This window comes from Hydrosulfovibrio ferrireducens (assembly GCF_046883345.1).
Lineage (GTDB): Bacteria > Desulfobacterota > Desulfobulbia > Desulfobulbales > Desulfurivibrionaceae > Thiovibrio > Thiovibrio ferrireducens.
Map to the genome: position 1 here is coordinate 14,074 of NZ_JALKCW010000011.1, position 16,083 is coordinate 30,156.

Annotated in this window: 13 protein-coding genes; 4 read left to right on the forward strand and 9 right to left on the reverse strand. The window is 57.4% G+C overall.

Features of this window, described 5'->3' with window-relative positions; translation table 11 throughout:
• Window positions 1-71: 71 nt before the first annotated feature.
• The 3 genes from MWR57_RS04685 to MWR57_RS04695 all read right to left on the reverse strand — a co-directional run bounded on the left by MWR57_RS04685 (window position 72) and on the right by MWR57_RS04695 (window position 4,607).
• Window positions 72-2,273, reverse strand: coding sequence for a diguanylate cyclase domain-containing protein (locus tag MWR57_RS04685; protein ID WP_423123635.1), 2,202 nt, complete (start codon window positions 2,271-2,273; stop codon window positions 72-74).
• Window positions 2,274-2,360: 87 nt separating this feature from the next.
• Complete coding sequence (locus tag MWR57_RS04690) at window positions 2,361-3,296, reverse strand: universal stress protein (RefSeq protein WP_423123636.1); 936 nt, start codon at window positions 3,294-3,296, stop codon at window positions 2,361-2,363.
• A 267-nt stretch (window positions 3,297-3,563) separates the two neighbouring features.
• The gene (locus MWR57_RS04695) at window positions 3,564-4,607 is read right to left on the reverse strand and encodes a KamA family radical SAM protein (RefSeq protein ID WP_423123637.1); all 1,044 of its coding nucleotides are present in this window, start codon (window positions 4,605-4,607) and stop codon (window positions 3,564-3,566) included.
• A 391-nt stretch (window positions 4,608-4,998) separates the two neighbouring features.
• Here MWR57_RS04695 and MWR57_RS04700 point away from each other — a divergent pair, with 391 nt between their 5' ends.
• Window positions 4,999-6,735, forward strand: a complete 1,737-nt coding sequence (locus MWR57_RS04700) for an NAD-dependent malic enzyme (RefSeq protein WP_423123638.1) — start codon at window positions 4,999-5,001, stop codon at window positions 6,733-6,735.
• Between the two features lie 15 nt (window positions 6,736-6,750).
• Here the strand turns inward: MWR57_RS04700 and MWR57_RS04705 are convergent, their stop codons facing one another.
• Window positions 6,751-7,725 carry a TAXI family TRAP transporter solute-binding subunit gene (locus tag MWR57_RS04705; protein WP_423123639.1) on the reverse strand — a complete coding sequence of 325 codons (975 nt, stop codon included), beginning with the start codon at window positions 7,723-7,725 and terminating at the stop codon, window positions 6,751-6,753.
• Window positions 7,726-7,971: 246 nt separating this feature from the next.
• On the opposite strand from MWR57_RS04705, the gene MWR57_RS04710 reads away from it, so the two are divergent.
• Window positions 7,972-8,238 (forward strand): hypothetical protein, encoded by a 267-nt coding sequence (locus MWR57_RS04710; RefSeq protein ID WP_423123640.1) that lies wholly within the window; start codon window positions 7,972-7,974, stop codon window positions 8,236-8,238.
• A 37-nt stretch (window positions 8,239-8,275) separates the two neighbouring features.
• Here the strand turns inward: MWR57_RS04710 and MWR57_RS04715 are convergent, their stop codons facing one another.
• Window positions 8,276-10,162 (reverse strand): potassium transporter Kup, encoded by a 1,887-nt coding sequence (locus tag MWR57_RS04715; protein ID WP_423123641.1) that lies wholly within the window; start codon window positions 10,160-10,162, stop codon window positions 8,276-8,278.
• A gap of 256 nt (window positions 10,163-10,418) precedes the next feature.
• On the opposite strand from MWR57_RS04715, the gene MWR57_RS04720 reads away from it, so the two are divergent.
• Window positions 10,419-11,123: an ankyrin repeat domain-containing protein gene (locus MWR57_RS04720; RefSeq protein WP_423123642.1), complete on the forward strand. Its 705-nt coding sequence runs from the start codon at window positions 10,419-10,421 to the stop codon at window positions 11,121-11,123.
• A 363-nt stretch (window positions 11,124-11,486) separates the two neighbouring features.
• Window positions 11,487-12,146: a 4Fe-4S binding protein gene (locus MWR57_RS04725; RefSeq protein ID WP_423123643.1), complete on the forward strand. Its 660-nt coding sequence runs from the start codon at window positions 11,487-11,489 to the stop codon at window positions 12,144-12,146.
• Window positions 12,147-12,283: 137 nt separating this feature from the next.
• On the opposite strand, the gene MWR57_RS04730 is transcribed toward MWR57_RS04725, so the two are convergent.
• The 4 genes from MWR57_RS04730 to MWR57_RS04745 all read right to left on the reverse strand — a co-directional run bounded on the left by MWR57_RS04730 (window position 12,284) and on the right by MWR57_RS04745 (window position 16,073).
• Entirely contained in the window at window positions 12,284-13,120 is an 837-nt protein-coding gene (locus MWR57_RS04730; RefSeq protein WP_423123644.1) for a flagellin N-terminal helical domain-containing protein, read from the reverse strand.
• Between the two features lie 338 nt (window positions 13,121-13,458).
• The gene (gene cmoB, locus MWR57_RS04735) at window positions 13,459-14,418 is read right to left on the reverse strand and encodes a tRNA 5-methoxyuridine(34)/uridine 5-oxyacetic acid(34) synthase CmoB (protein WP_423123645.1); all 960 of its coding nucleotides are present in this window, start codon (window positions 14,416-14,418) and stop codon (window positions 13,459-13,461) included.
• 20 nt (window positions 14,419-14,438) lie between these two features.
• On the reverse strand, window positions 14,439-14,762 hold the full coding sequence (yhbY, locus tag MWR57_RS04740) for a ribosome assembly RNA-binding protein YhbY (RefSeq protein ID WP_423123646.1): 324 nt from the start codon (window positions 14,760-14,762) through the stop codon (window positions 14,439-14,441).
• 114 nt (window positions 14,763-14,876) lie between these two features.
• Window positions 14,877-16,073, reverse strand: coding sequence for a TraB/GumN family protein (locus MWR57_RS04745; protein WP_423123647.1), 1,197 nt, complete (start codon window positions 16,071-16,073; stop codon window positions 14,877-14,879).
• Window positions 16,074-16,083 lie beyond the last annotated feature (10 nt).

Sequence of the window (16,083 nt, forward strand, 5' to 3'; positions counted from 1 at the left end):
AAACCTACAAGCAAGAATACACAATTGGTCAGGCTTTTCCAAGGGTATGTTTCAGCCCGGCTGGGAACCGCTTACCCTTCGTAGAAGATGTAGCTGGTGGTGCTGGATTTTTTGGCCAGGTACATGGCCTTGTCCGCCTTATGGAGCAGGGCGTCAATCTGTTTGTCGTCATCGGGATAGATGCTGATGCCGACGCTGGCCGTGATGGTGAGCCGGAGATCATGGAAGAGAATGGGATCCGCCAGGGAAGCGATGATTTTTGTCGCTACATGCTGTACCGCTGTTTTGCTGGAGATATCGTGGAGAATCACCACGAATTCATCCCCGCCCATGCGGGCGACCGTGTCGGAGTCGCGCAGCAGGGTGCGCAATCTGGCGGCGACCTCAATCAGGACGGCGTCTCCCGCCAGGTGCCCGTGTGCGTCGTTGATCTGCTTGAATTTGTCCAAATCCACATAAAGGAGGGCGATTTTCTTGCGGTGGCGTTGGCTCAGAATCATGGCCTGGGCCAACCGATCCGGAAAAATATGTCTGTTGATCAACCCGGTGAGGGGATCGTGGTGGGCCAGGTGGGCAATGTGGTCCTGGGCCTGTTTTTTTTGTGCGGCCAGGGCAAAAAGGGAAGCGAAGTGTTCAAGGGTGGCGAGATCCCGTTTTTCATAGGCTTTGGGGCTGTTGGCAACGGAGATGATGCCGAGAAAATCGTGGTTGAACATGGCTGGAACCGCAACAAGGCGGGTGAGGGAGGCCGGGCCGGGAGGAAGGCTCTTTGCCCTGTAATCGGTGAGCGGCGCGTTTGAGAGGATCGCTGTTTTGTTTTCCAGAACCCAACTGACAAGGCCCTGGGGGGCATGCACGCAGGCGCCGTTTTCCTCGTGCATGGTGCACATGTCCCGGATCTCCGGGGAAAAGGCCATGGCCAGCAGGTTGTTGGTTTGCGGGTCCACCAGATCGATGATTCCGTATTTGCTCCCGGTGAGCGTCAGAATCTCTTTAAGCAGGGCGGAGGAAATGTCCTTTAAGGAGTCGGAGGAGATGATCATCCGGGAAATTCTGGCCACGGCCGCGTTCATGGCCGATTCCACGGCCAGCTTCTGTTCCGCCTGTTTCCGGGCGGTGACATCCTCGAAGATGGCAACCACCTCGCCGGATGGCAGCTTGTACAGGTAATTTTCCCGCCAGCCGGTGAGCCGGTTGTCGGTATACAGGGAAATCGGGTGATGCTCCGGCCTGCCTGTCTGCCAGACTCGCTGCAGCGCGGCAAGAAGGCCGAACTCCTTTGCCCCGGGGAAAATTTCGAGGAGCGACCTGCCGATCACCTGCTCTTTGCGTATCTTATTGATGCGCTCCGCGGCCCGGTTAAAATCGACAAAAACAAAATCGTTGGCTCCAAGGTCGGTTGCCTCATAGACCGCAACCCCTGAGCTCATGTTGTTGAACAGTTCACGGAAGCGTGTTTCGTTGGCAAGCAAGGCTTGTTCCGTCTCGCGCCGGTCGCTGACATCCTTGGCCATGAGGATTATGGTGGTCCGGTCTTTCTGGTACAGTTCCAAAAAATGGAGAGTGACCTGTTTGCCGTTCAGCAGGGTGGGAGGATTATCTTCGATGAGTTGGGGCAAGCGTTCCGGGTGTGCCAGCAGGGTGGTAATTCTTTCCTGTGCTTCCGCGCTGAAAAGCGTCACGATGTTTACGGCCAGCAGCTTTTCCTCGGCAAGGTTGCACAGGTCAAGGGCGGCCAGATTGACAAAGATGATGGCGCCGTCCGCGGTCAGCTCGAAAACCGCCTCGGACATGTTGTTGATGATGGCTTCAAAATGATTTTTCGAGGAAAGCAGTTCCCTGGTAATGCTTCGGTATTGGATATCTTCAAGATTCGCCACCGGCTCAAGGGTGGCCGGGGATTTGTCCGTATGGTGGCGGATGACCTCCAGGACATGTTTCTGGATGGACTTGATCGATCCCTTGGCGATGCAGGCGTTGGCGCCGAATTCCTTGCAGTCGATGTCATCCTCGGCGGCAATGGCGGAAAGGATGACGATGAACAGGTCGGCAAACCTGGGGATGCCCCGGATAATCCGGCAGAGCTTGTCGCCCCCGATGTTGGGCATGACCAGATCGACAAAGATGATGTCCGGCGCATAGACCTCCAGCACGCTGAGGGCTGCCAGGCCATCGCTTGCCGTCATCACCTCGTGGCCTTCCTTTTCCAAGAAATTGGCCAGGAGCTTCAGGATCATCGGGTGATTGTCCACCACGAGAATTTTTAAGGTCATGGTCCCCACCGGCCTTGAATTTTTCTGGTTCAATTCTCTGTTGTGTAAGTGGAACCGGTTTGTCTGTCAACAGATATCAACTGCTGCTCAGCCGATGATCCAGATCGCCACCTCTTCGGCCATGAGCAGCACCCGGTCCGAAACCCCCCGGAAAAGGCCCTTGCTGGCCTCTTCTCCCCTGCGGCCCATGACGATGGTGCCGAAATCATCGATCAGGGCCTGGCGCAGAATCTGGCGGCTGGGGTCGATGCCCATGAAGGTTTCCAGCCAAAATATGCGCTCCGCCGGAAAGCCGTTGTCGATGAGGAGTTGCTTAGGGGCATGGAAAAGGCTGTCCTCCCGGCGCAGGTGTTCTTCGCACCACGCTTCGCCCCAGAGGGAATAGAAATCCTTGGGCTCGATTGTGGGATGGCTGCCCAGCAGGGCTTTTGAATAAAACAGGGTCACTTCGGCTTCGGGGTTGCCGGCAAGGATAAAGGCCAGATGGTCGATGGCCTTCAGGGAATGGAAGGTGCCGTCCACCGGCACCAGGAATTTATGGGAGTTGACCTGGCCATCGATGATCCACAGGGGAACATCATGGCATTTCTCCAGGATGGTTGCGGAGACACTGCCCATGATCATCTCTTCCAGCTTGCCGATGCCCCTCCGGCCGATGAGCAGGGCGTCGTATGTCCCTTGCCGGGCCTCATGGATGATGTCTTGGGGTACGCCTCGCTGGGAGATCCGGACGGAGGTGTGGATCTGTTCTTCGGCAATGCCGAGTCGCTTGAGGGTGTCCGTGGCCTGAAGCATGTAATTTTTTTGGGCGACCAGCAGTTTTTGGGCGGCGGGGCTTACAGTGCTGAGGAGTTCCGCTTCGGTCAGCCAGTCTTTGGCCGCCGAGCCCGTGCTGCTTGCCGGGATGAGGGAGAGAAGGTGAAAATGGATGTCGGGAAGCTGGTGGAAAAGCTGGCCGAGGTAGCGCAGGGCGTTGGTGCTGTAAGGTGAGCCGTCAACGGCGATGAGGATTTTTTTCTGCATGCGGGGCCTCCTTGTGCCATGGTCCTGAATAAATGGTACCAAACCTGGCCGGCAGAGGCAATCTATCCGGAGATAAACAGGGATTTAGAGCTTGTCCGTAAATAATCTTTTCAGGGATCGCGCCGGATTTTGAGACGGATTTGGGTGGGACGATTGAGCAAAACCACAGACGTAGCAGCGCTACGGCGAGGATTTTACGATTGAGGAGCGGCCAAAGGCGGCCAAAAGCCGGATGCGAGCACCAAAGATTTATTTACGGACACGCTCTTAATCAAGATCGTTGTGATAGCCGCACGGGGCGCCGAGATAATTTTTCAAGGTGACGGTTTTGCCCAGGCTGGTGAGGTAGTTGGGGGTAAGGGGGATCTTGCCCCCGCCGCCCGGGGCGTCAATGGCGAAGGTGGGCACGGCCAGGCCGGAGGTGTGACCGATAAGGGATTGCATGATCCCAATCCCCGTCTCCACCCGGGTTCTGAAATGGTTGGCGCCCAGGGTCATGTCCGCCTGGAAAAGATAATAGGGCTTTACCCGGATCATGAGCAGCCGGTGCATGAGCTCGGTGATGGTGGCAGCATTGTCGTTGACCCCTTTCAGCAGGACGGTCTGGCTGCCCAGGGGGATTCCGGCGCCGGCCAGGCGGGCGCACGCCTTGGCCGCTTCGGGGGTTACTTCGTCGGGGTGGTTAAAGTGGGTGTTGAGATAGAGCGGGTGATATCGCTTGAGGATACCGGCCAACCGGGTGGTGATCCGCATGGGCAGGGTGCAGGGAACCCGGCTGCCGATGCGGATGATCTGGATCGAGGGGATGGCCCGCAGGTTGTCCAGCAGCCAGGCCAGGGTTTCGTCGCTCAGGAGCAGCGGGTCGCCGCCGGAAATGAGCACATCGCGGATCTGTTTGTTTTTGCGCAGATAGGCAAAGGCGGACTCCATTGTCTGCCGGCTGACGAGCATGCGGCTGGTGCCCACCTTTCTTTTTCTGGTGCAGAACCGGCAGTACATGGCGCACTGGTTTGTCACCAGAAAGAGGACGCGATCCGGATAGGTGTGGACCAGATTTTCCACCGGCGAGCGGTTTTCCTCATCCAGGGGATCGGTAAGGCAGATGGTGTCCTCAAGTTCCCGCGGGTCGGGCACGGCCTGCCGCCACAGAGGATCACCCGGGGTTTTGATCAGCCCGAGGTAGTAGGGGTTGATCCGCATGGGAAACTGTTCGCTCACACCCCTTAGGGCGGAAAAATCGAGGTCGAAATGCCGGCCCAATTGCTCCGGGGTGGTTATGCTACGGGCCAGCAGGTTTTGCCAGTGTGTCATTGTCGCAATCCGGTCGAGAAAAGGGGAGAGGCAGCATGGCAAGGCTGGGAGCTGCCAAGAAGCACCCGGCGTTGTGCGTTGTTTTGCGGCCGTTGCCGCCCCGCCGGCTCATTGTGCCGGTTTTTCACCCAAAAACGAATTTATGGTGTGAGAGCGGTTTGCTCAAGATCGGGCGGAGCCATACTGGCCCTTTACCGCAAAGAGATACGCGTTTCAAGCTATATTGCCTCCGCGTGCGGAAGGACCGCGGTAAAAAAAATCGAAAAAGAGAAAAGTACTGGTCAGGGTGGAGGCGAAAATGGTATGAAATTGGGTTAGTTTTGGCGCCGGAAAAAGATGATCATGTTTCTTGACTGTACTGTGTTCCAATCTCAGCTCAGGTAGCGCATCCATGCCGCAAAACAGCTTCCGTTTTCAGTACGATCCCTATGGCAACACCAAGGCGATCGAAGTCTTCAGCCGCTGGCTCGGAGTGTATGACAACCAGTTCACCAACAAGGGCACCGCCTTTACCCGGGATGAGCGGGAGCAGCTTCAGTTGGAAGGGACCCTGCCGCCCAGCGTCCGCACCCTGGAGCAGCAGGTGGACAATTGTCTGGAAACGCTTGCGCGGAAAACCGGTGATCTGGAGCAGTTTGTCTATCTGCGCTCCCTCTACGACCGGAATGTGACCCTGGCCCATGCCGTTATCGCCAGCGATATCGAGCGGTTCATGCCGATAATCTACACGCCCACCGTGGGCGAGGCCTGCAAGCAGTATTCTTCCATGTTTCGCAAGGCAAACGGGCTGCATTTTTTCCCCGGCAACATCGACCGGGCCGAGGAAATCCTGCGCCGCTTCAAATCCCGGCAGATCCGGGTGGCGGTTGTCACCGACAATCAGGGCATTCTCGGCATCGGCGATCAGGGGGTGGGCGGGATCTCCATCTGTCTCGGCAAGCTCATGCTCTACACCCAGGGAGCCGGAGTTGCCCCCTGGCATTGTCTGCCTATTTCCCTTGATGTGGGCACGGACAACGCCGCGCTCTTGAACGATCCGAACTATCTCGGCTGGTGGCATCCCCGTTTGGTGGGGGAGGAGTATCTCGCTTTTGTCCGAAGCTTTGCCAAGGCCTTCAAGGCGGTATTCCCCCATGCCCTCTGCCAGTGGGAGGATTTTTCCAAGCAGAAGGCCTTTGCCATCCGCGACACCTATCTGCATGATCTGGTCTCGTTTAATGACGATATCCAGGGCACCGGGGCCGTAACCCTGGCGGCCTTGCTCAACGCCATGCACATCAAGAAGGAACCGCTCACCAAACAGGTCTATCTGGTGTATGGCGCGGGCGCGGGCGGGGTCGGTATTGCCGAACAGATCGAGACCGCGCTTGTTGAGGCAGGGCTCGGCCGGGAAGAGGCGAGGGCCAGGATTTTCACCGTGGACAGCAAGGGACTGGTCACCACGGAGCGGGAGCTTGAACCATACAAACAGAAGTTTGCCAAGGATCCGGCCGCGCTGGATTGGTACCTCGCCAAAACGGACGGCAATCTGTTGAACGTGATCCAGAAGGCGCGGGTTACGGTGCTGATCGGCACCTCGGGCCAGCCTGGCGCCTTCAGCAGGTATATTGTTCAGGCCATGCAGGGCAATGCCCGGCGGCCCGTCATTCTGCCGCTCAGCAATCCAACAGCCCAGGCGGAGGCGCATCCCGCCGACATCCATAAGTGGACCTCCGGCAGTGCTTTGGTCGCCACGGGCAGTCCCTTTGAGCCGGTGGTCGCCGGAGGGTTGCCGGTCAGGGTGGGGCAGTGCAACAATGTGTTTATCTTTCCCGGGGTGGGTCTGGGAGTCTTGGCCTCGGGAGCGCAGGAGGTGCTGCCCCAGTTTTTTACCGCCGCGGCCCAGGCGGTGGCCGGACAGGTGTCGGCCGCGGATCTCAAAAAGGGCATCCTGCTCCCCTCGGTGGCCATGCTGCGCGAAGTGAGCCTCGCCGTGGCCCTGGCCGTGGGCGAGGCGGCCATCAACCGGGGAGTGGCCCGCCCCTGCGTGTACAGCACCTATCAGCATGATTACAAGCGGGAACGGTTGCAGCGTCTGGTGGAGATGATGGGCTGGCAGCCCGGATATCTCCCCCTTGTGCCCCGGTGATTCGGGAGCGCACGCTCAGAGGTACCCTTTTTCCTTCCAGAATTTGATGGCGCCTGGATGCATGGGGATGATGATCCCCTTGGCTCCGGAACGCAGGGTCATGCTTTTCAGGGCGGGGCTGTATTTCCCCATGTGGCGCAACCCCTTTTTGTTGTAGATGTTGGAGAGCAGGCGGTAGACCACTTCGTCCGGCACCTCGGCATTGGCCACCCAGAGGGTGGAATCCTGGAAGGACGGGGTGTTGTGGCTTACCCCTCTATAGGTTCCCTTGGGTACGGTGCGGGCGGTGAAGTAGGGGTATTTTTTGTAAAAGCCGCTGGCCCTGGCTTCGGCATCGAGATTGAGAAGGTCGATCTTGCCGGTGCGAGCGGCCAAGGTGACGGCGCTGCTCGGGAAAGCGGTAAACAGCCAGAACGCATCGAGCTGTTTATTGGCAAAGGCTATGGCAACCTCATTGTAGCCGATATGGCTGGGGATGATGGCGTCCCAGATTCCCAGGTGTCTGAAGAAAAGCTCGCAATTGGCAAAGGCTCCTGAACCGGGGCTGCCGACCCCCACCCTTTTACCCTTGAGATCCTTGACCCTGCGTATGCCGGAACCTTTGCGGACCACGAGCTGAGCCGGCGCGCCATAGAGGGAGGCCACGGCCAGAACCTTGTCATAGCGCTTGCCGTCGTCTTGCAGCAGGCCGTTGCGGCCGAGATAGGCATGGCCGGAGTAGACCAGGCCGAAATCGGCTTGGCCGGCATGGACTTCCGCGAGGTTTTCCATGGAGCCGGCGGACGGCTGGGCCGTGACGCTCACGGTCGATATGCCTTTGACCCCTGGGTAGGATTCGATGGCGTCTGCCACCCGTTGAAAGGTTCCGCCAGCCGGTCCTCCCCGGAATATGACTTTTTTGGTCAGGGCAAGGGCCTGGTGAGCAGGAGTAAAAATCAGAAGCAGGCCTGTACAGATGATCAGTGCGAGGTGAAAAGTTTTTTTTGCCATGGGAACGTTCTCTGTTGAGAGGGAAAACGGCTCGTTAACGCCGGGTTAGGCGCACGGTGGCGCGATTTGCGTCATTGCCCGCCCTCTTGTCCTGAAATAGTACCGTGCTTTTTCAGCCGATGCAAGATGGATGGTCTTGCACAAAAAAATGGATGCGTGCGCTACGGGTGCTGCGGCACGTTTGAGTCCCTGTAGTGTTCCCGGTGAAGGAAAAAACAATCATGCAGACAGGCGATTGGAAGAACTATGAGTATTTTTGAGATTGTCATGTTGGTGTGCTTTGGGGCGGCCTGGCCTTTTTCCCTCTGCCGCTCGTACCGCTCCCGGACCAATGCCGGCAAGAGCCTTTTTTTCCTGGGGGTGGTTTTTCTGGGATATGTCTCCGGCATTCTGCATAAAATATTTTTCAGCCCCGATGTGGTGATAGGGTTGTATATCCTGAACGGAATCATGGTGTTTGGAGATATTCTCCTGTACTTCCGGAACCGCAGACTTGACCAACTGGGTGGTTGAACGGAGGAGGAAATGTTGCCGCAGCAAGCCGGTGAGGTTACAGCTCTAGCTGAACGCCGACCTCAATGACCTGGTCCGAGGGGATGTCGAAAAATGCCGCGGCATCCATGGCGTTGCGCGCCAGGAAGAGGAAAAGGTGCGAGCGCCAGCGCCACATTTCCGGGTGTTCGCTGATGGAGAGTTTTTCCCTCCCCAGGAAAAAGCTGGCTTCTTTCATCTCCAGGTTCACCCCCTTGCTGCGGGACAGGGCGAAAATGGTGTCAATGTTCGGCTCTTCCATGAAACCGTAGTGGGCAATGATGCGGTAAAGGCCAGCGCCCAGTTTTTCGGCCTCGATTTTTTCGAAGTTCGGCACCCTGGGTATTTCCTCGGTGCGGATGTTGAGAAAAATAACCTCCGAGTGCAGGATCTTGTTGTGTTTCAGGTTGTGCATCAGCGCGGCGGGCACAATGTCATGCCCCCGGGTCAGGAACACGGCTTGGCCGCTGATTCGCTGCGGCGGGTTGGCTGCCAGCATTTTCTTGAATGTTTCCAGTCTCGGGGTCAGGCTCCGCATCTTGTTGCCAAGGATCTCTCGGCCTTGCTCCCAGGTCAGCATGATGAGGAAAAAGAATCCGCCAATGGCAAGGGCAAACCAGGCGCCATGGAAGAGTTTGCTCATGTTCGCTGCGAAAAAGGGAAGGTCCACGGCAAAGAAAAGGGCGGTGAGCAATCCGGCGGTCAGCCGGCTCCAACTCCAGCGCTTGCTGGCCACCACAAAAAAGAGGGTGGTGGTGATCAGCATGGTGGCGCTCACTGCCACGCCATAGGCGGCGGCCAGCTTGCTTGAGGATTGAAAGCCCAGGACCAGGCCGATGGTGCAGAGCATCAGGGCCCAGTTCACCGGTCCCACATAGATCTGCCCCATGTGCGAGGACGAGGTGTGGGTGACCCGCAGCCGGGGAAGGTATCCCAGTTGAATCGCCTGGCGGGTGAGGGAAAAGGAGCCGGTGATCACGGCTTGGGAGGCGATGATCGTGGCGCACGTGGCCAGGATCACCATGGGGATCATGGCCCAGTCCGGAACCAGGGCGTAGAAGGGATGGTACGCTTCTTCCGGCCGGACAAGCAGGAGGGCGCCCTGACCGAAATAGTTCAGGACCAGGGCCGGAAAGGCGACCAGGAACCAGACCAGTTGGATGGGCCGTTTGCCGAAATGGCCCATGTCGGCATAGATCGCCTCGGCCCCGGTAACCGCCAGGAAGACCGCGCCCAAGACGATGAAGCCGTGCAGCCTGTTTTCGAGTAGAAAACTGATCCCGTGCCAGGGAAACACTGCGGCCAGAACCTCGGGGTAGTTGACGATCTGGGCAATGCCGAGGCCGGCAAGGGTGCAGAACCAGAGGAGCATGATCGGCCCGAACAGGCGGCCCACCCTGGCGGTGCCCCGCTTTTGCAGCAGAAACAGCCCGCCGAGGATGATGATGGTGGTCGGGATGATGTAGGCTTCGAGCAGCGGGGTGATGTTCTTTACCCCTTCTACGGCGCTCAGCACCGAGATGGCCGGGGTGATCATGCCATCGCCGTACATCAGGCAGGCGGCAAAAACGCCCAGCCCCACCAGGGCCCATTGGGGGGTGCGGGGCTTGATGTTTTTCGGTTTGATCAGGGCGGTCAGGGCCAGAACCCCGCCTTCGCCTTCGTTATCGGCCCGGAGGATGAAACCGAGATATTTGATGCTGACAATGAGCAGCAGAGCCCAGAAGATGAGGGACAATACGCCGAGGATATTGCCGGCGGAAGCCGTGATGGCGTATTGGCCGTGGAAACACTCCCGCATGGCGTACAGAGGGCTGGTGCCGATGTCGCCAAAAACAACGCCCAGGGCCGCAAGCGACAGCGCGGTTAATTTTTTGCCGGGGATTTCATCGGGGGGGGAATTCATACCGTTTATTCCTTTATTTTCAGCAAACGGCACTATCGGCCATTGTCACCAAAAGAGCAATAAAAAAATATCCTTTCCCGCCTGGCGGGCTTTGCCCTTTGTCCTCGTAGCTTTCGATGCTATGGTATATAGGATAAGCTCACCGTGCTTTTTGTGAAAACGTCGAAGCTGCGCACGCAAACAGCAGTGCGTCACCCGTGCCGGTGACAGGTTTTTTTCCGTGCCCCGATCATGGAGAAAGAGGGAGTTGCAAGCCATGCCCGATGGATATACCGCCATCTTCGCTCTTTTTGCCCTTGTGGTAATCATCAGCTTTTTTTTGATCCGGGTGAGCCGATCCCTTGCTTTGCGTGAGGAGGAGGATGACGGCAAGCCCGGGATTTTTACAAGGTTCCGGCGCCGGGATGATTTTTTTGTGGTCGATGGAACCGGCAAGACCATTCTCATGCAGGCCGTTGCCCAGGGGTTTGTGGACGGGGTCGATCATGTTCTGGTCAAAGCCAGCGTCGAAGCGGTCAATTCCGCCACGGATGACGGCACCACCGCCCTGCACTGCGCCATTGCTCCCGGCAATCCGGCCATTGTTTCCAAACTGTTGGCATTCGGCGCCCAACCGAATGTCGCCGACCATGACGGCAGAACCCCCCTCTGGCTGGCTGCGCACAAGGAGGATGCACGGATCGCCGCCTTGCTTCTTGATTACAAGGCGGATCCGAACTGCCGGGTGGGAAAAAGCAGGCTCACTCCCCTCATGGCTGCGGCAAAAAATGGGCGAATCGAGGTGGTTCATCTGCTCCTTGACCGGGGGGCTGATCCTCGACTTGTTTCGGAAGACGGCAGGACCGCTGCCCATTTTGCCAGGGAAAATTTCAAAGCGAATATGGTCGAACAGGTCACGGATAACCAAAAACTCGCTCAGATGCTTCTGCGGCTTGAGGCCGGGTTGAAACCCGGAGCGTGAGTCAATCAGCCGAATCCGTTGGCGTCATGCCCCCCCCTCTCTGTTGTTCTGCAAATTTCTTCCCGGTTGTGTTGGGCACAGCAAAAAAACTTGCCTCTCTTCGGTGTGCGTTTTTCTGGTACGCTGGTGCCATGATGTGTTTCGTGCCAACAGAGCGTACCGCCTCCACTCTTGTTGGTGTCCGGGAGTTTTCGGGCGATGGAGAGAGGATATTTCAGCTTGACAAAGGTTAAGGTTTTTCTTATTTAGTAAATAAATTTATTAATTATATTCTTAATCTTTTTGTGTTGGTGGCATTGTAGGGGAGCCTTCGGTGGGTAACGTGATGAAAACAAGCGTTTTGCGGTCCGAAAGGTGAGGGGGATGAAAGAAAAGAAGAATCGTAAATATTGGCAGATCGGGCTTGCGCCCCTCGTGCCCCTTGTGGTGATCGGCGGGTATTTTTGGCCCTATCTCGGCTATATCGCCATCGCCATGCTGCTGTTCATGCTCATCCTTTCGCTGTTTCGCGGCCGTTATTATTGCGGCTGGTTTTGCGCCATGGGTTCTTTTCACGAGCGGCTGCTCGCATTGTTCAGCCGCAAGAAGAAGATGCTGCCGGTTTTCAAGGCGCCATGGTTTCGCTGGCTTATTTTTGTCCTGATGATGGGCTTGCTCTTATCCCGGCTGATCCTGGCCGATGGGGATCCCAAAAAAATCGGGGCTGCTTTCGTGATGATGTGGACCATCTCCACAGGCATGGGCATATGGCTTGGTCTGCTCTGGAAACCGAGATCATGGTGCAGCATCTGTCCCATGGGTCTTTTTCAGGGATTTCTTGGGTTGCGAGCCTATCGGTTGCAGGTTGGAGACGGATGCCGTGAGTGCGGCCTGTGCGAGAAGGTCTGCCCCATTGAGACCAACCCCGGCAGCATGCGGAGCATCGGAAATGTCAGAAGCGCCGATTGCATGCGCTGCGGGAACTGTGTGGTGAATTGTCCTACCAAGGCGCTTTCGTTTGCAAAGGGGGCGGATTCCCGCTGAAAAGGGGCAGGCTAATTTTCGGCCCGGCACTGATTATCAGCGCTAGGAAGAAAGAAACCGGCTGTTGACAAAAAAACCGAATCGCCATCAAGCGATTCGGTTTTTTTGTTTAGAATGTGGCCGCAGGAGACCGCGGTTCAACCTTGCAGCAGGCTCAACACGTTTTGTTTGTTCAAGTTTTTGGTCTGGGCCAGGGCAAAGGATTTCGCCTCGGTGAGAACCTTCATGGTGGTGAAGTTGATGGTTTCTTCCGCCATATCAACGTCGGCGGTGCTTGAGGCGGCGGCCAGCAGGTTGCTGCCGGAGGTGGTCAGATTGTTGATCGCCGTAGAAAGCTGCTTTTGGGTGGAACCGATGTCTGCCCGGGCGGCGTTGATCTGTGCCAGAGCCGCATCGGCAATCTTGCTGGCATCCTGGGCGCTTTCCTGGCTCAGAACAGTGACCTCGGAGAGCGTGCCCACGGTCGGGCTGCCGAGTGTGTTTGTTCTTGCCGAGGGGATGGACAGCCTCATGGTTTCGCCGTTGTTGGCTCCCACTTGGATCTCTTTGCCGGTAAAAGAGCCGGAAAGCAACTGCTGCCCGTTGTAGGTAGTGTCCTCGGCGATTTTGTCGAGTTGGGCCAAGGAAGTGTTGATCTCTTTCTGGAGAGCCTGGCGGGTCTCCGTGCTTTGGCTGGCTGCCGCCTGGATCGCTTTTTTGCGGATGGACTGCACCAAGGTTGTTGACTGACCCAAGGCGCTGTCCGCCACCTGAGCCATGGAAACGGCATCGTTGGTGCTGCGCAGGGCCTGGCCCGTTCCTCGTGCCTGCGTGGTCAGGCTATCGGCGATGACCATGCCTGCGGCATCATCCGAACCTTTGCTGGTGCGCCGTTCGGAAGCGATTTTTTCCAGGGAAGGGGCAAGGTTTTTCTGGCTGCGCTCCAGTTGGCTAACGGCCAGTGCGCTGCTGTTGCTGTTGATCGTAATGGCCATGGCAGACCTCCTTGTATATCGTATATTATGCGGATACGCTGGAGGAAGTCAAGGAGGAGGCCGTAAATTAATTCGTGAACTTGGGGAGATGCGCAGTATTGGCGTCGCCAATGTTCCGGAAAGGCCAGTCTCCTGCCAAGAACCGCTTCAATCCGTATTCGTGTCTGAAAGTTGATCAGGCTCGGACTCGGAGGGGATTTCCTTTTTTTCCAACAGGCTCTGCTTTTTTTCTTCCTTTTTCTTTTTCTTTGCCAGTTCTCGCTGCCGTTTTTCGTACTGATAGTTAGGCTTTGCCAAGTCGCCACCATTTTTGGGTAAAGGGTTGATCTGCAGACCATTCAGGGGCTATTCGCCCGAAGATACACCCGCAAGGGTGCCGGGTAGCCTTCCACGGTCAGGGTAGGGTTGCCGGGGTCAAGAAAATCCTCGTAGGATTCAAAGGTCATCCATGCTGTTTTCCGTTGTTCTTCGCTGCTCATGGGGTGGCTGCAAAAGATTTCCACCTCGGTATAGCCGGTGCGGATGAGCCAGTTGCGCAAGCAACTGGCCGTGGGCACGAAATAGGTGCCTGGCACCTTAGCATAACGCTCCTCGGGAAAAAGGGCCACCGGTTCCTCGCCGGGGATGGCCTGGGACTCTAAAATTAAAACCCCGCCGGGGCGCATGGCTGCCCGGATTTCCCGCAGCATCTCCACCGGCGAGATGCGGTGGTAGATGATGCCCATCAGAAACACCACATCAAAACAGGTGGGGAAGAGGGGGATGTCCTCCACTCCCATCAACTCGATGAACAGCTCGTCGGCCCCGGCCATCCGGCGGAGGGTCTTGAAGCAGTAATAATGCTGGAGAAAGGGCTCCAGCCCGATAACGTAGCGCGGCTTATGCTCCAGCATGCGAAACATGTAGTAGCCGTTGTTGCAGCCGATATCGGCCACCACCTTGCCGGTGAGGTCGGGCAGGGCGGGCAGCAGCCGATTCCACTTGCGCCAGCTTTGCCACTCGGCATCGATTTCAACCCCGAACACATCGAATGGTCCCTTGCGCCAAGGCATGAAGGCCCGCATGGTCTCCCGCACCAGGCACAGGTCCGTTTCGCCCAACTCATCGGCCCGGCCAATGGTCACCGCATCCTTGCTGAAATCGGTGAATCGTGCCTGCAGGTGATGCAAGGCCTCATAGGGCTCGCGGAAGCGCAAAAAGCCTTTTTTGGGCTGGGCCAGCCGAGCGGCCGTCTCTGTCCGCCGGGCGCGGATGGCGTCTTTGTCGGCGGTTTTCAGCAGGTCAAGATAATCGCGCATGGCCGGGTCTGAGGCGACAGCTATTTGCCCTTCGGCAGCTTGATTTTCTTGTCTTCTTTCTGCTCCTTGTTTTCGCGGAAGAGCAGGAAGGTTTTGCCGATGATCTGGGCGATCCGGCTTTTGGTTTTTTGGGCCAGCAGCTCGGCGGCTTCTTCCCGGGCAAAAGGGCAACCGTCCTGGATCTTGACCTTGACCAGCTCGTGTGCGGTAAGCACTGCTTCCAGCGCGGCAGTGAGATTGTCGGTAACGCCATCCTTGCCGATCATGACCAGAGGGGAAAGGTGGTGTCCCAGACCGCGCAGGTGGCGGGCCTCTTTGCCCGCAAGATACAATTTTTTGTTCATGTTTTTTGCCTAAAGCCGTTGTATTTAAGGTGCTGTCGTCGTCCGGATATCAGAGACGGCATGCGAAGCCGCAACGAAATGCTCACGAGTGGCGAGGTCGTTTCGTAACGGAGCCTAAAAGAGGTTTGAGATGATTCTGGAGCCGCCGACCCACATGCCGGCCACAGCCCCCATGCTCGGCAGCATAAAGGCCAGAAAAAGCCGCAACAACCGGTTGCGCCACCAGCCGCGGACGCTTGCCATGTCCTGAAGGACGGTTTCAAACTCAATCACCAGCGGCGGTTGGGCCATGACCTGAATGAATGCCGTGAGATGTCCGACGCCGAGCACGGGCAGCAGGGTGGTGATGGGCGCTCCGACAAAGGCGCCGAGGATGGTAAAGGGATGGGCTAGCGCCAGGATGGCCCCGAAAGCGGCGGGAAGGCCGGTGGCCAGAATCCAGAACAGCACATTGTCGCCGGCCACCTCCGCGCCCTTGGTGACGGCGATCGCAACCAGAGCCAGCACGATGATGGCGGGGATAGCCCAACCGACAACCTTCCAGACCGGGGAAACCGGTGGAATTATGTTGATCCCTTCCATCTGGCCGCTGCGGTCTTCGCCAAGGGCCGTTTTGATCCCGGCCACATGCCCGGCCCCCACCACGGCCACCAGCCTCTTGCCTTCGGCCCCCTTGATCTTTTCCGCCAGAAAGGTGTCCCGCTCGTCGATGAGCACCTGCTTGAGCTCGGGCATGGCCTGGCCCAGTTCACTGAGCAGCTCGGAGAGAACATCGCTCTCCTTCAATTCCCGCAGCTTGTCCTCGGTGATCTCTGTTTCCTCGAACATGCTGGTGAGAATGCTGGCCAGCAGATAATTTTTGCGCCAAAACGAGGTGGATTGCCAGGCCCGGCGCAGGGTGACCCGCACATCCCGATCGCAGAGCGCCACGGGAATTCCGTATTTCTCCGCCTCCTGTACCGCTTCCAGCAGTTCGGTGCCCGGCTTGACCCCCATCTGGTCGCCGAGGCGTTTTTGATACGAGGCAAGAACCATGTTGATCAGCAGGGTGGAGAGCTGTTTCTTGCGGATGATTTCCCGCAGGTCGAGAAGCTCCCAGGTCTTGCGCTTGGCAAGGGCCTCGTAGCGTTTTTCGTCAAGCTCCACGCAGACGCAGTCCGGCCTTTCCTTGGCAATGACCTGGCGCACCAGATCCACGGACTCCTTGGAGATATGGGCCGTGCCGATGAGGAAGATTTCCCGGTTGCCCAGCTTCAGGCAATGGACATCCGGGGGATAATTGGAGGCGGACTCCGCCGTGGTTTCAATCATGTTTGTGTGT